Below are 17,430 nucleotides of genomic sequence, written 5' to 3' on the forward strand. Positions count from 1 at the left end.
TAAAATGATCACACCGAATACTTATTGAATAATTTTGGAACATATCGATGCCTTTATTTCCAGAAAAGAACACACCTCTTATTATCAAACAAGGGCCCGTGGATGATTGCTATCTTTTAGTCGCTTTAGATTGTATTTTTAATTCAGGGGATGAGGCTCGTCAATTGTTGGAATCAAAATTTACGAAAACTCCAGTTGGACTTACCGTTCGAATCAAACGAAACAATCAGAGTACTTATCTTAAATCTGAGAAAATGCGAGGCAAGTACATTCATGTTTATGACCGAAATACTGATGAAGACGTTTTTTTCCTGGGCAATCAAAAACTGAAAGAAATTGATGATTCAAAAAAAGGGGTACAAACCAATTCGCTAGCTATCAAGGTATTAGAGCGAATTAGTTCCTATTATTACACTGGCGATTGGGATCATACTGATTTCTCTTCGAGTCTTACAGCCCATAGCATAAGTCGAAGACATATTGAAACTTCCACGCGTTTTGTTGGAAAGTTATTAGGTGTTCAAGCAAAAGACAGTGAAGATTTGGAAGAAGTCATTAAATTAAAATTGATGAACCCCACTGAAGCGGTATATATCAGCCTGGCTTATGGTGACACGGATGAACATGGGAAAATTCATGATCGCCACGCATTAAGGATAGATAAGGTTATCACTAAAACAAATGGCAGTTATGATTTTGTTCTAGTCAACCCATGGGATAATCAAAAGCGGGAAACCTTCAGTTTAGAAGAGCTTAAAAAACGAGATTGTCGTTTTTGTACCTTCTCTACCAATCAGCAAAAAGCAGAGCTCACGAGTATTTTATTAAAAAATCCTATAGAACAAGGACAATATATATTTGCGAATCCGGAGCTGTTTAACATATTCTTCCGAATGCAAAAACTGAATCTTTTGTCAGACACTAAAAACATTCAATCGTGTATCAATCTTCATAAACAAATGCCTTACTTGGCCAAGCTATATAATCTGTTAACGTCAGATGAACAAAAAAAACTGATTCAAGGTATTGTAGACACCAAGGGTGACATAGAAAAATTCATAAAACACCTTATCACGAACGTCCCTCGCATGGATCTGGCTAAAACGATTCTTCAAAACGCACCTCTCAATGATAAAACAGAGCAACTTATCATTGAATTAGCACTTGAGGCAAAGAAAAATGAACACTCACCAACCCGTGCTCTCTTTGAAGATCCAGCATTTTTTACTTTAATAATGAACAGGGCAATTCATCATAAAGCCACAGTGCGAGGCTGTAATTTGGAAAAGGCAAAACAACTGATTGAGCTAAAAGTAATTAAGTATTATTTTGATTGCTTGAAAACTGAAAATCTTACTCGAAATGCTGGGGTACGTGAATTGTTTGCAGCAAAGATTTTCACAAAAACATCAATTGAAGCTTGGTTTTCACCCAGGCTTCTATTAACTGATGTCAATTTACCCCAAGCATTAGGCGCTTTGGGTTTTTCTACTCAACGCACCAACATAGTAACTGCTCCGGTTGCAAAAAAACTAATCACTGTGGGAGCAGGTCAATGCGGATTTTTTACTGCTCAACAATCTTCACCTGTGCCAATAGCAAAAAATTCATCGGCTCCAACTCTGGAACCTATAGTAAAAAAACCATCGGCTCCGACTCTGGAACCTATAGTAAAAAAACCATCGGCTCCAACTCTGGAACCTATAGTAAAAAAACCATCGGCTCCGACTCTGGAACCCATAGTAAAAAAACCATCGGCTCCAACTCTGGAACCCATAGTAAAAAAACCATCAGTTCCGACGCTGGAACCTATAGTAAAAAAACCATCAGTTCCGACTCTGGAACCTATAGTAAAAAAACCATCGGCTCCAACTCTGGAACCTATAGTAAAAAAACCATCAGTTCCGACTCTGGAACCTATAGTAAAAAAACCATCAGTTCCGACTCTGGAACCTATAGTAAAAAAACCGTCCGTTCTAACTCTGAAACCTTTAGCAGGCAGATTGTCCTTTCATACTCAAGTGAAGGCAAAAGAATTCTCTATTATTCCTATTCCTACAAAGGATATCCTCCTTGTACCATCCACTTAGAATTTGGTGGCAAGCGAATATAGTTTCTTCTAATAAAAATCGACAGCAATGGGCAATCCTTCTTCACTTGCGGGAGAAGGTCCTCTGCATTTCAATCTGCCTATTACACCAAACCAGTTAAGCTCACCAAGTGCTTCATTAGATCCAGATTATCGCTACTTCCCCCTATACTGGATAAATAAAAGGCAATTTGCTAGAAATACTGTCATATACTTACTATATAGAAGTAAGAAGGCGCATCGATATGGCAGCAGCAAAAAATAAAGTAGGTGAATCACCGCTGATAGAGTCTTGGGTTAAACAAGAATTCTCATTAAAACAAAAAAAGGAAAGCAATTCAAAATCAGATAAATTGCTTCATGACAAATACCATTTTGAGGAATGGATCCTTACTCCTGGAGAACGGCATGGTCAAAAACATAAACTCAAAATAAGAGTATTTAATAAAGAGTCTTATAATGGCCCTCGACTTGAGGATTTCTTAAAAAGACTAGACGCCATCTACAATACAGCCATATCTGAAATTGACAATAATGATAAACTTACGAACAAAGAAGAACTTAAGAAAAACCTTACTTATTACAAAGAGCTTACCGCAAAAAAATTAAAGGAAGAATGCGAAATAGAGGCTATTCCTCTTCAAGACCTTGTGAAAAAAGAAGAAGAAGTAATCGCTAAAATTGAGCAAGCTGCTGAACATTTACAATTTTTTATTGCTCACGCCTTACCTATTGTTTATCCAAAATCTACTTTGGACGAGGCCGTGAAATTATTTCAACACGCTGAGGCTCAATGGACAGCAAAACAAGGGCGTCCTGATTTCATTAATGTGTATCAATTGGGTCAAATGACTCGAATCAGTACCCAACGCGTTGTTGGCGATAAAATTATTCCGAGTACCAAACGTGATGAAGGAAAACTTGCCAATTTTGTTCAAGTTTCTACTGGATCTGTTAATTCAAAGGGAGAAAGTCAGATCGACTTTACTGGCTATAGGCACAGTTCATACCCGCCGATAAAAGTCAAAGACAAAATTGAACGAAGAGCAATGGCATGTGAAGCGGTCAAAGACATGCTTTCTGAATTGGCAAGAAAAGAACTGGAAGGTCGTGACCCTAGTGAATTTGGCATAAATAACCCCTTAGTTATCAATCTATCCTCCATGGCCCTTCTATCTCCTATCAAGGGAGATAAAAGTTTCATGAAGGAAGAGTCGGAACATCGCCAGCTCAAAGAAAGCCAATACGCTTTAATGATGTATAACCAAAGACCTTTGGAATTAATCATTAATGGCAAAAAAGTAATAGTAAAACCTCAAATTAATTTGATGAATGATCCTGCCAATTTACATGGATTAAAGCTCAAACAGATCAATCAGTCATTGAATAAAGTTTGGCATAAATTAGGGGTTTCTTCCGATTTAGATGAAACAATTAATACCAAGGGAATGCACTCGTTTATTGGAGATGCAACTCATCACATCCATGATGAAATTGAAAAAATCAAAAGAAATAAATTATTAGATAACGATAAATCCGCAACAGAAATTATTAGCCTTTATGAAAAAATTAATAAAGCTTATGCTGAAAGTAAAGGGTTACAAACGGCACAAAAAAAACTAAATCAGTTGCTTGAGAAAGACGAGTTAACCTCAGCTTATAAGGACTTGGAAGAAAAACAAAAAGCTTATTTGAAGGATAAAAGTTCTGCAAATGAATCGATGTATCACGCTCAAGTACAAAAGGTAAGAAAAATTGAGAACAAATTACATAAGGCTTATAAGGCGGTAGAACATGAAAGAGAAAAAATTTGGTTGGGAAACAAACAAAACCTAAGCGAATTACAAAATCAATTAATTGCCTATCTTGGTGATGAAAAAAATCGGCAAAAAATGGAAAGCGGAGAAGGGAAATCATTAAAAAAATTCTTTCAATTTATGCAATTATACCATCAAGCCGAAGCCTTGTATTACAGTAAAAATGATCAGCCTCATGAGTTTCCATCACGTTATTTATTAGTGAATCAACTTATGGGTAAATCCGTGGATTGGTTTTGTAAAAGTGGAGAGGATAGAACAGGACGATTGAATAATTTTATTGAAGAGTTATGTGGATTTTCCGCCCAAAAAGGATATTTTCCAAGATATGATTTTGGCAAAAATAGAATCTTAACAGAGGATAGAGAAGAACAACAAGAATTAGCTAAAACAGTAGTCGAATTTTCTGTTAGCCGAGATATTTGTGATGAAAATGCTCATGGAGCCAGGGGATTACAACAAAGCGAATCAGGAATGAAAGTAAATGCAGGCTTACCTAATAAATCAGGTTATGCTATAGCCAAGCTGGCTAAAAGTAATTTGTATGATGTCAAACTCTTAGAGAAAGTAAAAATAGAATCTGTTCAGAAACAAGATACCCCCCATCTGCCAACCAAAATGAAAGATACAGCAAAGCCAGAACCCCCTGTAGTTGAAGAGCTTGATAGTGAAAAATTAATCGCCGAAATAATGGGCGAACAATTAATGACTAAAGAGCTTCAGTACATTAAAGAAGTTAATGCGCTCAGAGCAGGTGATATCGATGCTTTAAATAAAGGGACTGATTTACTTGATAAAAAAATTCTTCACAAAGGCCAACAAGTAAGAGAACGCTATGAAAAACCAATTCATACAATCCAACACAGTGTGAAGGCAATTAAACGAATAAATAGTTTATTGAGTGAGGGGATGCCTATTCATCATGGGCAATTGGTTAAATATCTTGAAAGCCTTGAGGAAAAAACAATACAAGCCATTATACAATTGGCGGATCACAGCAAAGACACTGAGAAGCAAACCGCTTTAACTGAAGCCACTAATGATATTGTCCCGGTATTTTCCAGGATGATTAAAGAAGTCAAATTGAGATTGATGAAGGATGAAAGTTTGCAATTAGAAGCAAAAATAAAAAATATGTCGGGCTATAGTTCCGATGAATACAAGGCCTTAAAAAATCAAATGAAAGTAAAACCCGACGTCATGCCCTTGGATCAAAAAAACTATAGCGATATCAATGAATTTCTGGAAAATTTGATAAAGAAAACAAAAGAACCAAAAGACAAAGAATATATTCAAACCATTAAAGAAGGCTTAGCCAAAGATTTTGAGAGAATGAAAAAAGCATATGAAACAGGTATTACAGCTAAAGAAGCAGAAGCACTATGCCTCGGCGCAAATATGTATACTCAGACCCTACCAAGATTAGAGCAACTGATGAGTAATAAAGAAGACAGACATGAGTTTAACCAGAAACTCCCGGTTTTTCTTAGAGGCATAAAAAAGGCAGTAACTGGTGTAGAGCAAGCATTACTTGAACATGAAATTCAGTCTTATAAAAATTATGAAGACATGCTTATACAGCGACAAGTTACTTCTCTTAAACAAACATGTTTGCAATTATTAAACAAAATTGGTATTGCCCTTGATACTAGCCATAAAAAAGATAATCTAACAAGAGAATTTTCTGAGAAAATTGATAAAGCAAGAGATCCTGACACTTTAAACGATGTGAAAATTAAGTTACAAGAGCAAGGAATATCACACTTAAAATCTGAATGTGACGCGTTAGTTGAGAAGATTAATAAGTATAAAATAACCGATCCTGACCCAAAAATGTCTGAATACTGTGACAATTTAAAACAAAAAATTGCACAAGCAGACAATCTTGATTCGTTAATCGATCTTAAAAAGTCTTTAGAAAAACAATTAAAATTAATCGATTCACCGCTAGTAGCCGAAATGAAAAAAATAATCCAAAACTATCGTGAGGGGGCAAAAGAATTATTTTCTCTTGGTAAAAATAATAAAGCGCAACGTATAGAGAATGCCTTACTCAACGTACCAGTAGAATTAAGAGGGAAAATTTTTTCAGAGGATCCTCAGCTTATCAAAAACAAAGAAATTTTGGCAGTAAAAGCAGCTCTGGCTTCTCATCGCTACTTGGGAAAACGGGGTAACATCTATTATAAAGATGAAGAAAAAACTGATATTGATGATAAGAAAGCGGCAACCACTTTTAGAAATTTGAAAAAGCAATTTACCGAGATGAAAATGGAGCAAAATGAAAAGGAAGAACTGGACAAAGGCACAAGATTTTCATCCTCAGTTTGACTCGTTACATCTGTATTTACTCCTTTACTTTGGGTTTCAAATAGAGCTTTCCTGAATCTTTCAAAATGCCAGATCTTTCTTACAGTTTATTAACCTCATAATAAGTATCACGCGCCTGTTCATGTAAAACACGTGGATCGATTCCTTGCTCAAAGCATGCTAGCAATCGAAAACAATCTTCTACCCGTCCTTTTACGATTGTGTAAAGATTATCGTCTCCAATCTTGCCTAAATAATAGTTCATGTTTAAAAATTGAGGTAAATCTTCAGCTGTAATTGAAGATTCTTTAGAAATTCTTTGTAGGCATTCCTTGAATACTTGCTCATAAAGTTTGGGATTAGTACGTATGCTTTTATCAGCTTGATTAACCATTGCTGAAAAACCATTACGCATTGCAGTACTTATCTTATCCTGTCCAGATAATTGATATAAATCTTCTATCAAGGTATGGGGCAATAAGGCTCCTACTATAGTATTGAATGGTAAGGCAAACCTATGTCGGTAATCTCGATTATAATCTTGGCTAAAAAAGCGATAATTAATTTTTTTACCGTGTTTAAAATTTTCATCATCTAAACATAAACTATCTGTATGTCGCCCTTTGTAACTTAAGTGCAGGCAAAAACCAAAATCAACTATGCATGCTGTAGATTGACCTCTGACTTCAATTTTTCCAGCATTGAGCAACTTGGAATTCAATATATCCCAATGATTGAAAATTAGTGCAGCTGCATACAATTGACCGACAAGATAGGCTTCTTGCTCAGTCAACTCCAAATCATCGCGAGATGGAATCTTTTTATGGTTTAATATATAGCCGAATTTATTCTCCACTTTCGAATGTAAAAATTCATCAAACCCATGAAGCAATTTGGATAACACAAAAATATGATGGTCTTTATCGACATGCAAATACACCTCTGGGGTGATTAACTGATCTGCAAAGAGTGCTTTCATAAGGCGGGGAATTAAAACTTCAATAAACGATATTTCAAATTCTAAACTGAATAAATGCTTTTGTGCCGCTAGAGTAGTACTATCTAATTCCTTTTCTGGAATATAACCTCTGAATACCTCTTTGACTGATAGCGGATCTGGGGATTTGGCAAGAAAAGTCTCCTGGTGTTGATTGACCATCAATAACTTTTTGGTAAATCCCTTGCTTAATAATTGGGATTCGCTTGCCTGAAGTGATGATTCACTTTTTTGTGTTAATTGTATGCCATCTTGAAATGAAATCATTATTACCTTAATTCTCTATATATGCTTTCTATTGCTTCTCAAACAACATATTTTTCCTGTTTCTTTACCATCATATCAATTTTCTATATCAATCTTATTTATAAACCCTATATCTTACTACTTAAGCAATTAAATTATCCAAATCCATTCACCAGAAACCCACCATCTACTGCAATACATTGACCAGTAATATAAGAAGCGGCAGGCATACAGAGAAATGCCGCAGTAGCTGCAACTTCTCCAGGCTGACCGACTCGACGCATAGGAGTACGTGCCAAAATGGCTTCATACTTCACCTTATTTTCCAAAGTCGATTTGGTCAATTCCGTTTCAATATACCACGGTGCAATAGCATTTACTCTGATATTATCTTTTGCCCATTCGACAGCCAGGTGTCTGCTCAGCTGAATCATTCCCGCTTTGCTCATACCATAAGGCGCGCCTGAGGCATCATCTACCAATCCTGAAATTGATGCGATATTAACAATATTTCCTTGCTTGGATCGTTTTAAAAAAGGATAAGTCAGCTGACAGAGTTCAAATACAGAAGTCAAATTCGTATTCATAATCTCAGCGTACTCATTAGGCGAGTAATCTTGTGCTGATTTTCTTATATTGATACCCACATTATTCACTAAAATATCCAGGGAACCCCATGCCGTATCTATTTCTCTGATAATATCAGTACACGATTTATATCCTTTACTAATATCAACCGCTTTGCCCCAAATTTTGAACCCCTTTGCGCGAAAGGTCTTAATTGTTTCATCTATTTGTGTAGTATTTCTGGCGACAATAAATACTTCGGCACCTAATTGCAGGAATTGTTCAACAATGGCGTATCCAATACCTTTCGTTCCGCCTGTGATTAAAGCCTTTTTACCATCCAGTGTCCAATAGGTATTACTCATCTTTTTTGCTCCACTAATTCTGCCCTCAATCCAGTTTTAAAATGAAACATGATAATACATATACTAATTGTTGATATCATGTCATTTTAGCAAGAATGCTACTGTCCATTGCTTAAAATAAAGTCTACCAAAATCAAAAATGAAGGGTTCAACCATACCGCAATTCATAATATCTACAAAGTACTAATCAATAAATGTACAGTATAATAGCAAAAATCAAATACTGACTCACCCGAGGCAAATAAAATGGGGCAATAAAAATTCCTCGTTCATTGGGTGAGATATTAGAATGTGATTTTGATAAGCCTCTACCCCTCTTAAAATAGTACAGAAATTACACGACACTCAAATATCGACACCAAAAATGTTTTTAATGAGGGAGTTTAGATAAACTAAATAGCTGAATTAAAAATATTTTTAACAAAGAGAGTGGGTTTTGCTCAAGTCTTGTAGTAAGGTTTTGGAAATTTGGAGTGCATATTTAAGGCTATTTATTTATGCTAATATGGATTAATTAATTTAAATATAAAAAGTAAACCAAAACCATGACAAATAAAAATAATAACACATCACTTGCTATTATAGCGGCAGATGTGCCACCACGAGCAAAACGCTCAATTTATCCCGAGCCATTTGCATCGATGATGGAAGGCCGTCAAAAACATCCATTAGGAGACGTTTTTGGAATAAAAAATTTTGGCGTCAATTTGACTCGACTTGCTCCTGGTGCTCAATCGGCACTGCTTCATAAACATAAGTTACAAGAAGAGTTTATTTTTATCCTGGAAGGTCAACCAACACTCATAACTGAAACCGACGAGATTCAATTACATCCAGGGATGTGCGCTGGATTTACTCAGGATGGTACTGCACATCAATTAGTAAATCGAACATCTGATGATGTTGTCTATCTTGAAGTAGGCGATCGAACAAAAGACGATGAGGTAAGTTATCCTGCTGATGATCTGATTGCGGTCTTTGGTTCAGATAGCCAGTGGCATTTTAGGCATAAAAATGGAATTCCATATTAAAAAATAATTATAAAAGGAAAACGCTTATGTTTATTAAAAAAATGTGGGTAAATCCTGTTGTCTTTATTTTGCTATCGGGCTTATTGTTTATAACCGATATCAGTAAATCGCACGCCGAAGCTAGTGAAGAACAAAGCAATATTAATTGGGAGAATTACTCCCCTCAAACAAAAGAACTCTGCCAATCGGCAGCTCATTTGGCAGTGCCTAGTCACAATCAGCTGGATGAAGCCAGTAAAGCCTCACTTAAAAACTGTGATTCCATCGATCTATATTACGGCTTTAATACAGCCCCAGATTATACCAAGGCTTTTCGATGCGCCTTAATGAATAATGATTATAATGTCTTGGTAATGGCTTATGCTAATGGAAAAGGGGTTCCTTTTAATCCTGATCTTGCAATGCATTTTGCTTGCCTGATGGAAGATGCAGCTCCTGCTGAAATGGATGGTCGAATTGCTCACCTTGCTCAGATAAAGAAAAATAATAAGAAAGCATCTTTTGATATTTGTGATGACATTACCAGCGGGTATATGATGGGTTGGTGTTCTTCTCTTGATAAACGTTTCCAAGATGTGAAACGCAATAAAAAAATGAATGCTTTAGTGAGTAAATGGACCCCACAAGAACAAATACTATATCAACAAGTTAATAAAACTGCTCAAACGTATATCCATGATCATTCCATGTATGAAATTGATTTGTCCGGGACAGCCAGAACAGCATTTGCCGTAAATGCGGAATTAAGTCTGAATCAACGTTTTTTTGAATTGCTAGAAAAAACAAATCAATGTGCTATACCTCCAGTAACCACAAAGCAATATGAAGAATCTGACCATCAATTAAATAATCTCTATAAAAAAGTGATGTCTGATATTTCTTCCCTTCAATACACCACGATAACAAAAGAAGGTATTAAAAAAACTGAGTTAGCCTGGATTAAATATAAAGAGGCCTGGGTTCAACTTGGTCGAGTAAAATGTCCCAAAATTAGCGCAGAAAGCTGGCAATTTCTCTTGATCCAGGATCGTATTAAGTTACTCAATGACATTCTCGAATTAACTGAGTAATTATGTTAGCTATTGGAGAAAGTAGGTAATCAATGACTCGAAACACGCTAAAAACACTATGTATTTTTTTATCAATAATCCTTTATATCATTGCATTAAGCTTGCCTGCTGCAATTATACCCGATTTTGAACGAGGTATACATCAAACCAATTATGGCTTTGAAATATTAATAACTGGATGGTTAGGTCTGATAGCATGGCAACCTGCTTGGCTAGCAAATCCATTCTATGTGTTTGCTTTAATTACGTATGGTTCCAAAACCTCCTATCGTTTGGGGTCAATCGCTTTTATTCTTGCCTTATTTTCTCCTTTCATCCTTGTAGAAAAGTTGTTAATCGGATTTTACCTGTGGCTTGCCAGTATCGCTGTCTTACTGTACGGTAATAACTTGCATGACATAACTCCAGGTTCATGAAAAAAAACTCTTTCTGGACTAAATCAAAAGCACGATTAAATCGATTGCTCCAAGATGGCAATACAAAATATAACTGGTTATTTTTACTTATAAAGAGACAAAATATACTGGAAGTTACTATTTAATTTTTATTGTCCGTTTGGTTGGTTTTGAAAAACGAGATGTACACTAGTTTACTAAAAAGCATTTCATTTTTTGATTTCTTGAAACCCATATAAAATGGAGGCTTCTTTTGATTTTTAACAGGACTTACGAAAAACTCCCATCTCTTCGTTAAAAAATTTTTTTGCCTCGAGCGTGAAATTTTTCGTAAGTCCTGTCTCAATCAACATTACTAATTTGATGCTGCTATTTTTTTAAAGCGATCATGACCAATGAATCGAGCACCAGGTCCTTCATGGGTGATATCTTGAGCTTGATGGGTCAAGATAGAAATGGTATCAATCACGTTTCCTTTTTTTGTGAAATTACCATTAAAACTCAATACTGAGCCACACATAGGGTAAACAACACTAAATGTTATGGTGTTACCTACAGCATATCCAGTAATTGGTCTTTTTTTACCAATTGCCTGTGGGCAAGTTTTAGAAGCGACTGCAGTGGTAAAATATCCTTCAACTCTATTATCTGATAGAGTTTTCAGTTCTAAAACTGAACCACGAGTATTTTTAAAGGTTAAAGCATCTTGTTGGGCGTAATTAGGTAAACTAATCAACGTAGAGGCTACAAAAATAGCGCTAGACAGCAATTTTATTTTCATTAATAACTCCTGAAACTTAAATAATGTTCAAAAACACCAAAAATAATCTTTTTGGTTAAACTACTTTATTACATATAATATTTATTGTATCTCCGTGAAATCACGGGTAACTCCGATTAAATTTTGCTATCAATTCAGCTCGATTTCTCACCTTAATTTTCTGTTTCGCATTGTTAATATAGGACTCTACTGTTCTAGGAGAAACATTCCATTTTTTAGCAATTTCCTTATCAGTTAACCCCGCAGAGATTAATAAAAGTGCATCATATTCACGTTTACTCAGAGAATTAATTTCAGATGATTTTTGAATTCCAATGCTAAATCCGATAAGACCTATTACCTTTTGGTTGGCATCGTATAATGGTGATTTCCGACTGAGTGCGTTGATATAGGTACCGTCATATCTCATAATATGTTCTGTAACACTAATAGTTTCTTCTGATTGAAACAAAAACTTGTCATTTGATATGAGTTCATCAGCATAATGAAACCATGAAAATTCATGATCTTCTTTTTTATAAATTTGAGCTACATTTTGATAACCCAATGATTTTTTTATAAAAAAATCATTGGCCCAAAGATATTGGCTGTTTTTATTCTTTATAAAAATAGGTATATCCAGGTTTTTATAGGAAGATAAGGGCAATTGTTCGAGATATAATTTTTGCATATTCGACTTTCAAAAACACATTGATGCCTAAATATCAAATTTGAAAATTTGGTTGAGCAATATAAAACAAATTAAAAAGAGAGTCCATTTAAATAACCGATCCAAGGCTATTTGCGTTCACCTAAAATATTTTGTGGGGAGATGCGAAAGCAACTCTTTTAACCAATTAAGAATTGCCAAGCAGCTTAAAACCCAATTTGGTAAGTCTAACAAATCCCAATGCACTGAAACAAAGTACCGGGATAGCCAAGATCAATGGTCCCGGCATCCATTGAGCTATCAGAATTCCAATTAAGCCCGCGAGACCAAACTGACAAGCGCCTAATAAAGCAGTAGCAACACCTGCTTGCTGTTCAAAGTCTTTTAAAGCAAGTGCTGTTGCTGTACCCATACTAATACCAATACCTATAGTCAAACAAAGCATGGGGAACATAAAACTTAAAATACTGCATTGATGAATATTAAGAACAATCATGAAAAAGCATGACAGTATCATCAAAACCAACCCACAACGTACTATCCTTTCCAGAGGGTGAGAATAAGTAAGGCGTGCAGCAATCATATTGGCGATGAATACGGTCATCGCATTCAAGCCAAACCAGAAACCATATTCAGTTGCACTAAGATGCAGTTGTGTGATCAGAATACCTGGAGATAAGGCGCAAAATAAATACAAACCAAGCAAACTGGCAGACGCAATCAGAGTATATTGGCGAAAATCAGAGTTATCCATCATCCCCTTCATCGCCTTATATATTCTAAACTGAGATGGATCTGGTTTGGAGTAATTGTAGTCAGGGATATAACGAAAGGCCACCATGCTCATCAAAAATCCAAGCAAGGTTAAAAAATAAAACCCGCTATGCCAATCCTGAGTCCAATCGAGTAACAATCCTCCTATCACTGGAGCAGTGCTGGCAACCATTGAATTAGTTCCGGACAGGATACTAAATAGACGAGCACACGCATTCGTTGAAAAATTATCCCTCACTATAATAAAACACAGCAAATAAGTTCCACAAGCTCCAGACGCCTGAATTATTCGAGCTACGATGAAAGCCGGTACTGATGGTGCCAGTGCTGCAAGTAATGACCCTGCCAAAAAAAGAAACGCAGTACACAGGGCCATCCGCCTGCGTCCAAAACGATCAGCCAACGGACCAACCAATAATTGTCCTAAAGCGACAGAAAGCATAAATACATAGAGACTTGCCTGCATCGTTGTGCCGTCGGTTTTAAAAAAACGACACATTTCAGGAATTGCCGGAACAAAAACATCCATAGCAAAGGAAATGCTGATAATGAGTGGAAATAAACGGAAAAGAGATTGTCTTTCTGTCCAGCGTATTGGGTTCAATTAATAACGACCTGATTTAAATGCTTTTAAGATAAAAAAAATACAAATGGATTTTAATAGTAGCAGATTTATACCATACATTACAAAATAACCAATAAAAATATTCTTGCTTTTATCAATAATCAACTCTTATTTCAACAAACCAAGGAATGATAAATAAGTGTAAAGAAAAATTCTCCCAAAACAAAAAATAGAAAAATAATATACAATATGCATATATATTATCTTATTCATGTATTCATTAGGTGGTAATATGGAAACCGAAGAAAATAAAGTACAACAAGCAAATATCAAACGTTTTAAGGAATTACATCATCAAAAAGAACGGCAACAAGCCGAACAGGATGAATACGATCGTCTTTTCAACTTATTACGAAACAACGTCATTGCTAATCCTGAAACTTTAAAAGACGAAGGAGAACTCAATTATGTTTTTTCAGAAGGTGCTAAACCAGATCTCATTGAGCTTATAAAAGATTATAAAGAGCAATATGGTAAAGAACCTATACAACAAAAAGATGGATTTGCACTAACCTTTAATAGCAAGGAAGAAGCTGTTGAATTTTTTAAAGATCAAGCTGTTAATAAAGGACGTGCTTTTGATATGTACAACAAAGGAATAGATCATCGCGTATATTCTGATGGCAAAGGCACATTCGTTCATGGTACTCATGCGGAAGTTACAGATTATCTTAAAAACAAGGAAAATTATGAAGTGGGTAAGGATGGCGGTTTAGCTAAAAAAGAAACTGACGAACAGAATATGTCATTAAAATAATTTTTAAAATTCAGTCTCGCAAGAGATCAATTATACCGATTTATAATTCTGAATTTCTTTAGCAAAACGATCCAGGAATCCTTGTAATACATTTCGCGTGGACTCTACGGTAATGGAAAAATTGTCATCAATTAACCCTTCTTTATAAACCAGGTAAATTTCCGGTTGTCCAAAATACATTCCATCTATTGCCACCATTATGCTGCGTAAATGAGATTGAGCAACAGCGGTTCCAATAGCCCCTGGACTTGTCCCAATAGCAGCCATTGGTTTTTTTGACCATACATTTTTTCCATAAGGCCTGGTTCCCCAATCTATAATATTTTTCAATACGCCAGGAATGGATCGGTTATATTCTGGTGTCACAAAGAGTACCGCATCTGCTTCGGCAATTTCGTTTTTTAACCTAATGACTGATTTCGGCAAATTATTATCAAGATCCTGGTTATAAAGAGGAATATCATCAATTTTAATTTGGGAAAGCTGGAATGCAGGATGCTGGAGCTTCTCTAAAGCAGACGCTAACTTGCGGTTAAAGGACTCTTTACGAAGACTTCCTACAATTACTGCTATCCTGAACATAAATTGTTTCCTTAAGCTTATTTATGACAAATAAATTAATCTGTTAACCAATGATTATGCATTAAAAAATATTTATTTAACAAGGCATATTCTTGCAAATAAATATTTAGTAGTATGCAATAAAAACATTAGACATCTTTCGAAACTCGCTACCGTGAAAGAAATACGAGGAGAAACGGAGCGCAGAACTGCAGTTTACGCACCGTATCGACGAAGCAATTCTCCACGGCAGTAGAGTTTCGAAAGATGTCTGTTAATAAGCCATTAACATAAGGGATTCTAATGGGAATATTAATTGATGGAATCTGGCATGATGAAAATAATCTAAACACAGATAAAGAGGGTCGCTTCCTCCGCCCTGAATCAGATTTTCGTCAGTACGTCTCTTCTAACGGCGAGAGCGGATTTAAAGCAGAACCCCATCGATATCATTTATACGTATCTTATGCTTGTCCCTGGGCTTGTCGAACATTAATCATGAGAAAACTGAAAGGATTAGAAAAAATTATTTCTGTTTCCTTTACAGATCCATTAATGGGAAAAAATGGTTGGAGTTATGGTGAATCAGGCAAAGAAACAAGAGACGAAGTAAATGATATACATTATCTCAAGGAATTATACCTAGCTGCTAAAAAAAACTATTCAGGTAGAGTGACAGTTCCCGTTTTATGGGACAAAGAAAAGAAAACTATAGTCAATAATGAATCATCAGAAATCATGCGCATCCTGAATAGTGAATTTAATGCATTCAGTTCTACAAAGTATGATTATTATCCAGAACATCAGCGCAAAAATATCGATGAGATAAATCAATTCGTCTATGAAAATATCAACAACGGTGTTTACAGATGTGGATTTGCCAAAACTCAAAAAGCCTATGAAGAAGCATTTGATGCCTTATTCAATGCCTTAAATCAAATAGAAGAAATATTAGCTAAACAGCGGTATTTGATTGGATCTCAACTCACGGAGGCTGATTGGCGTTTGTTTACAACCCTCATTCGATTTGATGTGGTGTATTACGGACATTTTAAATGTAACTTACAGAGGATTATTGACTATTCACATTTATCCAATTATTTACGGGAACTTTATCAATATCCTGGTATAAAAGAAACCGTGAATTTTGATCATATCAAACAACACTATTATGGTAGTCATTTAACAATTAATCCAACAGGAATTGTTCCAAAAGGCCCAAAATTAAATTTAGATGAACCACATAACCGAAATGAAATCTGACATTCTTTTACCACATAGATGTTGTAATATAGAGAGAGTAGATTAACTTCTCAATAGTCATGAAGGATAAAACACTATGCAAAAAATTACTCCTTGCCTCTGGTTCGACAATCAAGCCGAAGAAGCAGTGAAGTTTTATATCTCGGTTTTCAAAAATGGAAATATCGAACAAATTACTTATTATGGAAAAGAGGGGTTTGAAATTCATAAAAAAACAGCCGGGACTATCATGACAGTGAGTTTTAGTCTGAATGGACAAAAATACTTGGCACTCAACGGAGGTCCTGAGTTCAAATTTAATGAATCCATCTCACTGATAATCAATTGTGAAACCCAGGAAGAGTTGGATTATTTCTGGCAAAAACTCTCTGCCGATGGCGAAGAAGGCCCCTGTGGCTGGCTCAAAGACAAATTTGGATTATCCTGGCAAGTAGTTCCTAATATCTTGCCCGAATTGTTGAATGATTCTCAAAAAACAGAAAAGGTAATGAAAGCCCTTCTACAAATGAAAAAGCTAGATATAGCAAAGCTGAAAACTGCAGCCGAACAATAGACCTCTTGCATAACCTGGCTATTTTGCTTTAGTGCAAGGCGTAAAGGTTTCGAAGAGCGGAGTTTACATGGAGTAAATGAGCACCACAGAAACCTTTACAACGCAGCAATAAAATAAAGGAGGCAGGTTATGCAAGAGGTCTAATAATCAATACATCAAGGAGAACCTATGAAACCCCTGATTCCTTATCTTTTTTTCAATGGCACTTGCCGTGAAGCCATGACATTTTATCAACATTGTTTTGCAGGAGAATTAGAGCTGATGACGTATGGCGACTCTCCCGAAGGGGCTTGTGATAAAAAAGCAGATAAAAATGAAATCATGCACGCTTGTTTAAGAAAAGATACGTTCACTCTGATGGCATCTGATTGGCCTGGCAGTGAAGCAAAACCAGGTAACAATGTGCATCTCAATATTGATTGCAGTACGAAGTCAGAAATTGAAACTCTCTTTAAAAAACTTAGTCAGGACGGAACAATAGTACAACCGCTTTCCGATACATTTTGGGGTGCACATTTTGGCATGCTAATAGATAAATTTAGCATACATTGGATGTTAAATTATCCCTTAAATCAATAGA

Annotated in this window: 15 protein-coding genes; 9 read left to right on the forward strand and 6 right to left on the reverse strand. The window is 35.7% G+C overall.

Annotated features, from left to right (window positions below):
- Positions 1-47 precede the first annotated feature (47 nt).
- Together ACZ5EK_RS12845 and ACZ5EK_RS12850 are read left to right on the forward strand one after the other, a co-directional pair.
- Complete coding sequence (locus ACZ5EK_RS12845; protein WP_464430044.1) at positions 48-2,090, forward strand: hypothetical protein; 2,043 nt, start codon at positions 48-50, stop codon at positions 2,088-2,090.
- Between the two features lie 244 nt (positions 2,091-2,334).
- Positions 2,335-6,237, forward strand: a complete 3,903-nt coding sequence (locus ACZ5EK_RS12850; RefSeq protein ID WP_464430046.1) for a hypothetical protein — start codon at positions 2,335-2,337, stop codon at positions 6,235-6,237.
- A 79-nt stretch (positions 6,238-6,316) separates the two neighbouring features.
- On the opposite strand, the gene ACZ5EK_RS12855 is transcribed toward ACZ5EK_RS12850, so the two are convergent.
- Positions 6,317-7,480, reverse strand: a complete 1,164-nt coding sequence (locus ACZ5EK_RS12855; protein ID WP_464430047.1) for a hypothetical protein — start codon at positions 7,478-7,480, stop codon at positions 6,317-6,319.
- 134 nt (positions 7,481-7,614) lie between these two features.
- Positions 7,615-8,391 (reverse strand): SDR family oxidoreductase, encoded by a 777-nt coding sequence (locus tag ACZ5EK_RS12860; RefSeq protein ID WP_464430048.1) that lies wholly within the window; start codon positions 8,389-8,391, stop codon positions 7,615-7,617.
- Between the two features lie 545 nt (positions 8,392-8,936).
- Here ACZ5EK_RS12860 and ACZ5EK_RS12865 point away from each other — a divergent pair.
- Genes ACZ5EK_RS12865 through ACZ5EK_RS12875 form a run of 3 tightly spaced genes read left to right on the forward strand, consistent with a single transcriptional unit; the run spans position 8,937 to position 10,908 of the window.
- Positions 8,937-9,422, forward strand: a complete 486-nt coding sequence (locus ACZ5EK_RS12865; protein WP_464430049.1) for a cupin domain-containing protein — start codon at positions 8,937-8,939, stop codon at positions 9,420-9,422.
- A gap of 26 nt (positions 9,423-9,448) precedes the next feature.
- Positions 9,449-10,492, forward strand: coding sequence for a lysozyme inhibitor LprI family protein (locus tag ACZ5EK_RS12870; RefSeq protein ID WP_464430050.1), 1,044 nt, complete (start codon positions 9,449-9,451; stop codon positions 10,490-10,492).
- A 32-nt stretch (positions 10,493-10,524) separates the two neighbouring features.
- Entirely contained in the window at positions 10,525-10,908 is a 384-nt protein-coding gene (locus tag ACZ5EK_RS12875; RefSeq protein ID WP_464430051.1) for a hypothetical protein, read from the forward strand.
- 334 nt (positions 10,909-11,242) lie between these two features.
- Here ACZ5EK_RS12875 and ACZ5EK_RS12880 read toward each other — a convergent pair whose 3' ends face one another.
- The 3 genes from ACZ5EK_RS12880 to ACZ5EK_RS12890 all read right to left on the reverse strand — a co-directional run bounded on the left by ACZ5EK_RS12880 (position 11,243) and on the right by ACZ5EK_RS12890 (position 13,695).
- Entirely contained in the window at positions 11,243-11,668 is a 426-nt protein-coding gene (locus ACZ5EK_RS12880) for an avidin/streptavidin family protein (protein ID WP_464430052.1), read from the reverse strand.
- Positions 11,669-11,768: 100 nt separating this feature from the next.
- Positions 11,769-12,338 carry a LuxR C-terminal-related transcriptional regulator gene (locus ACZ5EK_RS12885; protein WP_464430054.1) on the reverse strand — a complete coding sequence of 190 codons (570 nt, stop codon included), beginning with the start codon at positions 12,336-12,338 and terminating at the stop codon, positions 11,769-11,771.
- 166 nt (positions 12,339-12,504) lie between these two features.
- A complete protein-coding gene (locus ACZ5EK_RS12890) occupies positions 12,505-13,695 on the reverse strand; it encodes a multidrug effflux MFS transporter (protein WP_464430056.1) in 1,191 nt (396 codons plus the stop codon).
- 253 nt (positions 13,696-13,948) lie between these two features.
- Here ACZ5EK_RS12890 and ACZ5EK_RS12895 point away from each other — a divergent pair, with 253 nt between their 5' ends.
- Complete coding sequence (locus ACZ5EK_RS12895; protein WP_464430057.1) at positions 13,949-14,473, forward strand: hypothetical protein; 525 nt, start codon at positions 13,949-13,951, stop codon at positions 14,471-14,473.
- Positions 14,474-14,503: 30 nt separating this feature from the next.
- Here ACZ5EK_RS12895 and ACZ5EK_RS12900 read toward each other — a convergent pair whose 3' ends face one another.
- Complete coding sequence (locus tag ACZ5EK_RS12900; protein ID WP_464430059.1) at positions 14,504-15,055, reverse strand: NADPH-dependent FMN reductase; 552 nt, start codon at positions 15,053-15,055, stop codon at positions 14,504-14,506.
- Between the two features lie 282 nt (positions 15,056-15,337).
- Between ACZ5EK_RS12900 and ACZ5EK_RS12905 the strand changes: the two genes are divergently transcribed.
- From ACZ5EK_RS12905 to ACZ5EK_RS12915, 3 genes are all read left to right on the forward strand, one after another.
- Entirely contained in the window at positions 15,338-16,297 is a 960-nt protein-coding gene (locus tag ACZ5EK_RS12905) for a glutathione S-transferase family protein (RefSeq protein ID WP_464430060.1), read from the forward strand.
- A gap of 76 nt (positions 16,298-16,373) precedes the next feature.
- Positions 16,374-16,850, forward strand: a complete 477-nt coding sequence (locus ACZ5EK_RS12910; RefSeq protein ID WP_464430061.1) for a VOC family protein — start codon at positions 16,374-16,376, stop codon at positions 16,848-16,850.
- Positions 16,851-17,018: 168 nt separating this feature from the next.
- A complete protein-coding gene (locus ACZ5EK_RS12915; RefSeq protein WP_464430062.1) occupies positions 17,019-17,429 on the forward strand; it encodes a VOC family protein in 411 nt (136 codons plus the stop codon).
- Position 17,430: the final 1 nt, after the last annotated feature.

The organism is Legionella sp. JM-2024 (genome assembly GCF_055389095.1).

Coding starts and splice junctions, on each gene's coding strand:
- ACZ5EK_RS12865 (WP_464430049.1), top strand. CDS start 8,937: ATGACAAATAAAAATAATAACACATCACTTGCTATTATAGCGGCAGAT.
- ACZ5EK_RS12885 (WP_464430054.1), bottom strand. CDS start 12,338: ATGCAAAAATTATATCTCGAACAATTGCCCTTATCTTCCTATAAAAAC.
- ACZ5EK_RS12860 (WP_464430048.1), bottom strand. CDS start 8,391: ATGAGTAATACCTATTGGACACTGGATGGTAAAAAGGCTTTAATCACA.
- ACZ5EK_RS12855 (WP_464430047.1), bottom strand. CDS start 7,480: ATGATTTCATTTCAAGATGGCATACAATTAACACAAAAAAGTGAATCA.
- ACZ5EK_RS12850 (WP_464430046.1), top strand. CDS start 2,335: ATGGCAGCAGCAAAAAATAAAGTAGGTGAATCACCGCTGATAGAGTCT.
- ACZ5EK_RS12910 (WP_464430061.1), top strand. CDS start 16,374: ATGCAAAAAATTACTCCTTGCCTCTGGTTCGACAATCAAGCCGAAGAA.
- ACZ5EK_RS12900 (WP_464430059.1), bottom strand. CDS start 15,055: ATGTTCAGGATAGCAGTAATTGTAGGAAGTCTTCGTAAAGAGTCCTTT.
- ACZ5EK_RS12905 (WP_464430060.1), top strand. CDS start 15,338: ATGGGAATATTAATTGATGGAATCTGGCATGATGAAAATAATCTAAAC.
- ACZ5EK_RS12870 (WP_464430050.1), top strand. CDS start 9,449: ATGTTTATTAAAAAAATGTGGGTAAATCCTGTTGTCTTTATTTTGCTA.
- ACZ5EK_RS12845 (WP_464430044.1), top strand. CDS start 48: ATGCCTTTATTTCCAGAAAAGAACACACCTCTTATTATCAAACAAGGG.
- ACZ5EK_RS12880 (WP_464430052.1), bottom strand. CDS start 11,668: ATGAAAATAAAATTGCTGTCTAGCGCTATTTTTGTAGCCTCTACGTTG.
- ACZ5EK_RS12875 (WP_464430051.1), top strand. CDS start 10,525: ATGACTCGAAACACGCTAAAAACACTATGTATTTTTTTATCAATAATC.
- ACZ5EK_RS12895 (WP_464430057.1), top strand. CDS start 13,949: ATGGAAACCGAAGAAAATAAAGTACAACAAGCAAATATCAAACGTTTT.
- ACZ5EK_RS12915 (WP_464430062.1), top strand. CDS start 17,019: ATGAAACCCCTGATTCCTTATCTTTTTTTCAATGGCACTTGCCGTGAA.